Origin of the sequence: Streptomyces sp. NPDC006265 (genome assembly GCF_040613555.1) — a bacterium.
Lineage (GTDB): Bacteria > Actinomycetota > Actinomycetes > Streptomycetales > Streptomycetaceae > Streptomyces.
This window is the reverse complement of sequence record NZ_JBEXSH010001549.1, coordinates 1-1,006: the sequence shown is the minus strand read 5'-3', so window position 1 is coordinate 1,006 and position 1,006 is coordinate 1. Positions and strand designations below refer to the sequence as shown.

The window sequence follows — 1,006 nt, the reverse complement described above, 5'->3', positions numbered from 1 at the left end:
GGCCAGTGACCACTCGGCGTCCCGCTGGCGCACCGCCGCCCGGCACCACGCCGCGTGCAGTTCGCCCTGCCAGCCGTCCGCCACCGGCAGCGCCACGACCTCCTGGGGTGTGCGCCCGCCCAGCCGCCGCGACCAGGTCGCGAGCGGTGCCGCCTCCACCAACTGACCCAGCCACCAGGACCGTTCACCGCGGCCCGCGGGGGCCTTCGCCACGACACCGTCGCGTTCCATGCCCGGATCGCACTCGTGCGGGGCCTCGACGGCGATCGTCGGGATGCTCTCCGTGGCTCCGGTGGCTTCCTCGTCCTCACCGCCGGCCCTGCCGGGCTGCGCGGTCCGCATGTGGTCAATGGCCACACACGCCCCCGCCCTGACCGCCATCCGCGCGGCCAGCGCCGAACCGGGCAGGGCGGACAGCAGTTCCGCCGCCGTCGCCCTGACGTTGCGGCTGCGGTCGGCCAACGCCTGCTCCATGAACGGCTCGTCGTCCGGACCCAGGCCCGCGCGCAGGGAGTCGAGGAACATCAGCCGGTCCTCGGCCCGTTCCGTCGCCCATGTCGTCGCCAGCAGGTCGCGTGCGGCGGCCGGTTGGCGGGAGCGCAGGGCGGAGAGCAGGGCGACCCGTTCGGCGAACAGGCCCTCCTGCCAGAGCTGCTGGATCCTCTCGTCGTCCTCGAGTTGCGGCAGGGCCGCTCCGCCGCCCGGGGCCGTGCGCAGGGCGAACCGCCACTCCGGGTTCAGCCGGGCCAGCCACAGGCCACGTGGCCCCGCGAACTCCAGGACCGCCGGCCGCAGATCGGTACGACCCCGGGCGGCGTCCAGCAACGCCGGGAGCACCTGCGGAGGGGGTGCGAACCCACGGGCGTTCGCCACCGTGAGCCATTGCGGCAGCAGCTCCGTCAGATCGGGCGCGGCACCCCGCCGGCCGCCGCCGGACGGGCCAGGGCGGTCGGCCAGCAGCATCGCGAGCCTGCGGGCGGCCGCCGGGGGCAGGACCGGACGCGGG

The 1,006-nt window shown here is 76.0% G+C and carries 1 protein-coding gene; it reads right to left on the bottom strand.

Annotated elements, in window-relative coordinates:
• Positions 1–1,006: DUF5691 domain-containing protein (locus tag ABZ281_RS50525; RefSeq protein ID WP_356665698.1), on the bottom strand; the 1,006-nt coding region annotated here is incomplete at both ends.